The organism is Blastococcus sp. KM273129 (assembly GCF_021698995.1).
Taxonomy (GTDB): Bacteria; Actinomycetota; Actinomycetes; order Mycobacteriales; family Geodermatophilaceae; genus Blastococcus.
The window spans coordinates 1-3,580 of sequence record NZ_SSXB01000145.1 but is presented as its reverse complement, the minus strand read 5'-3'; the positions used below and the strand labels follow the sequence as shown (position 1 = coordinate 3,580).

Annotated in this window: 3 protein-coding genes; all 3 read right to left on the bottom strand. The window is 75.1% G+C overall.

Annotated features, from left to right (window positions below; translation table 11 throughout):
• Positions 1 to 262 precede the first annotated feature (262 nt).
• The 3 genes from lgt to trpB are packed head-to-tail and all read right to left on the bottom strand — an operon-like array spanning position 263 to position 3,362.
• Positions 263 to 1,219, bottom strand: coding sequence for a prolipoprotein diacylglyceryl transferase (gene lgt, locus E9565_RS21605; RefSeq protein WP_236828815.1), 957 nt, complete (start codon positions 1,217 to 1,219; stop codon positions 263 to 265).
• Positions 1,216 to 2,016, bottom strand: a complete 801-nt coding sequence (gene trpA, locus E9565_RS21600) for a tryptophan synthase subunit alpha (RefSeq protein ID WP_236836698.1) — start codon at positions 2,014 to 2,016, stop codon at positions 1,216 to 1,218. The genes lgt and trpA overlap by 4 nt, the downstream gene beginning before the upstream one ends.
• Positions 2,013 to 3,362, bottom strand: a complete 1,350-nt coding sequence (gene trpB / locus E9565_RS21595; RefSeq protein WP_236836697.1) for a tryptophan synthase subunit beta — start codon at positions 3,360 to 3,362, stop codon at positions 2,013 to 2,015. Before trpB ends, trpA begins: the two co-directional genes overlap by 4 nt.
• Positions 3,363 to 3,580 lie beyond the last annotated feature (218 nt).

The window sequence follows — 3,580 nt, the reverse complement described above, 5'->3', positions numbered from 1 at the left end:
GGCCCGGGCCGGAGGTCAAGGGCGGCGGAGATGGCGGCACGTGCGGATCGCGGGGCACCGGGGAGGCGCAGGTGGCCCTGACCGGCTGACGCGCGGACCCACCGGTGGGTGCCGGTGAGCCGTCGTCCGCGGGGCAGCACTGGCCCGGTCCGACAGTACGACCTCGCCAGGGTCTCTGGCGGGTCAGGCGGAAGCGTACACAGCCGTAACACCGCTCTGACACGCCTGACGCCGATCCGTGACCGTCCCCACGCCTGGACGGTCAGCTGGCCGGCGGCGTCCCGTGATCGTCCTCACGGGCACCGGCCGCCGTCGCCCCCGACGCCCGTCCGGACGGCTCCGGGGCCTGCCGGTCGGCCGGCTGCCCGCCCGCCGCCGCGGCGCCCCGGTCGATGACCTCGCGCGGGCGACCGCGCTGCCAGACGAGGTAGGCCACCGCCAGCAGCCCGACGACGATCGAGGTGAAGACGTTGATCCGCACGCCGAACAGGGTCTCGGCCGGATCGGTGCGGAGGAGCTCGATCCACAGCCGGCCGGCGCAGTAGGAGGCGACGTACAGCGCGAACGCGCGGCCGTGCCCGAGCCGGAAGCGGCGGTCGGCCCAGATGACCAGCGCCGCCGCGGCGAGGTTCCAGAGCAGCTCGTAGAGGAACGTCGGGTGGAACGTGCCGAGGACCACCGGTTCGCCGTCGGCCCCGGTGACCGCCCGGCCGCCGCTCCACTCGTAGATGGTCAGCGCCCACGGCAGGTCGGTGGGGCCGCCGTACAGCTCGTTGTTGAACCAGTTGCCCAGCCGGCCGATCGCCTGGGCGACCAGCAGCCCGGGCGCGAGCGCGTCGGCGAAGGCGGGGAGCGGGATGCCGCGCCGGCGGCAGGCGATCCACGCCCCGACGCCGCCGAGCGCGATGGCGCCCCAGATGCCCAGGCCGCCCTCCCAGATGGCGAAGGCGCGCAGCGGGTCGCCGCCCTCACCGAAGTAGGGGCGGGGGCTGGAGATGACGTGGTAGATGCGTCCGCCGACGATGCCGAACGGCACCGCCCAGACGGCGATGTCCAGGACGTCGCCGGGCGCCCCGCCGCGGGCGACCCAGCGCCGCTCGGTGAGCAGGACGGCGGCGACGATGCCGGCGACGATGCAGAGCGCGTAGGCCCGGATCGGCAGCGGGCCCAGCTCCCACACGCCCTGGGTGGGGCTCGGCAGGGCGGCGAGGACGGTCATGCCCGCACCCCCGCCCGGCGGACGCCGGCGGCGAGGTCGCCGGTCAGGGCGCGGACCCCGTCGACGCCGCGGCCCTCCAGGAGCTCGCGCACGTAGGCCGAGCCGACGATCACGCCGTCGGCGAAGGCGGCCACCTCGGCGGCCTGGTCGCCGTCCGAGACGCCCAGGCCGACGCACACCGGCAGGCCGGGGGCGGCCTCGCGGGTGCGGGCGACCAGCTTCTCGGCGGCATCGCCCACCGTGGCCCGCGTGCCGGTGACCCCCATGGTGGAGGCCGCGTAGACGAACCCCCGGCAGGCGGCGGTCGTCGAGCGGAGCCGGGCGTCGGTGGAGGACGGCGCCACGAGGAAGACCCGGTCCAGGTCGGCGCCCTGGGCCGCGGCGATCCACGCCGCCGCCTCGTCGGGGATCAGGTCGGGGGTGATGGCCCCCGCTCCCCCGGCCGCGGCCAGGTCGGTGGCGAACCGCTCGACGCCGTAGCGCTCGATCGGGTTCCAGTAGCTCATCACCACGGGGACGGCGCCGGCCGCGGCCACCGCCTCCACCGCGCGGAGCACGTCGCGCATGCCCACACCGGCGCGCACGGCGACGTCCACGGCCTCCTGGATCACAGGACCGTCCATGCCCGGGTCGCTGTAGGGGACGCCGATCTCGATGACGTCCGCCCCGGCCTCCACCGCGGCCACCATGGCGTCGATGGAGCCCTGGACGTCCGGGTAGCCGACGGGCAGGTAGGCGATGAGCGCGGAACGCCCCTCCGCCTGCGCCGCCGTGATCCGTTCCTGCAGCGCGCTCACGCCGTCTCCCCCGCGTCCTGGCCGGCGACGGCCTCGGCGTTGCTGACCGCGCCCTCGGTGGGCCGCTGGTCGGTGTCCATGCCGGCGCCGGGATCGACGTGCTCCCTGTCCCCCAGGCCGAACCACCGGGACGCCGTCTCGACGTCCTTGTCCCCGCGGCCGGAGAGGTTCACCAGCAGCAGCGCGTCCGGGCCCAGCTCCCGGCCGAGCGTGAGCGCGCCGGCCAGGGCGTGCGCCGACTCGATCGCCGGGATGATGCCCTCGGTGCGGCAGAGCAGCGCGAACGCCTCCATCGCCTCGGCATCGGTGACCGGCCGGTACTCGGCCCGCCCGATGTCGTGCAGGTAGGAGTGCTCCGGGCCGACCCCGGGGTAGTCCAGCCCCGCGCTGATCGAGTGGGACTCGACCGTCTGGCCGTTCTCGTCCTGCAGGAGGAACGAGCGGGCGCCGTGCAGCACGCCCGGCGTGCCGCCGGTGATGGTCGCCGCGTGCCGCGGGGTGTCCACGCCGTCACCGCCGGCCTCCAGGCCGACGAGCCGGACCCCCTCGTCGGGGACGAAGGCGGTGAAGATCCCGATGGCGTTGGACCCGCCGCCGACGCAGGCCAGGACGGCGTCGGGGAGCCGCCCCTCGCGCTCGAGCACCTGGGCGCGCGCCTCGTCACCGATGACCCGCTGGAAGTCGCGGACCATCGCCGGGAAGGGGTGCGGACCGGCGACCGTGCCGAAGACGTAGTTCGTCGTCTCCACGTTCGTCACCCAGTCGCGGAACGCCTCGTTGATCGCGTCCTTGAGCGTGCGGGAGCCGGTGGTCACGGGGATCACCTCGGCGCCGAGCAGGCGCATGCGGGCGACGTTGAGCGCCTGGCGGCGGGTGTCCTCCTCGCCCATGTAGACGGTGCACGACAGGCCCATGAGCGCGGCAGCGGTGGCCGTCGCGACGCCGTGCTGGCCTGCGCCGGTCTCGGCGATCACGCGGGTCTTGCCGATCCGCTTGGTCAGCAGCGCCTGGCCCAGCACGTTGTTGATCTTGTGGGAGCCGGTGTGGTTGAGGTCCTCGCGCTTGAGCAGGACCCGCGCGCCGCCGGCGTGCGCGGCGAACTTCGGCACCTCGGTGATGGGGCTCGGCCGGCCGGTGTAGTCGCGCTGGAGCCGGGCGAACTCGGCGACGAACGCGGGGTCCACCCGCATGGACTCGTAGGCCTCGGTGAGCTCGTCGAGCGCGGCGATCAGCGCCTCGGGCACGAACCGGCCACCGAAGACCCCGAAGTGCCCGGTGGCATCGGGCCAGCCCGGCCGCGCCGGGAGCGAGAGGTCTCCGGTCTGCGGTGGGCTGGTCGTCGTCATGCGCACAGTGTCCCGCGCCTCGGGCCACGTTCGCCGCAGGGGTGCGCGCGACGTCACCGGATCGGACCAGCGCACCGGCTCCGCCGTCGGGACAGATCCGATCGGCGGACCGGCCGCGCGGTCAGAAGGGTGGTGGGTCGTCGTCGGGATCGGGTGTCCGGTCGGCCGGGTCCGGTGGTGGTTGGGGTGGTGTGGTGAGGACGCGGTAGCCCGGTGGG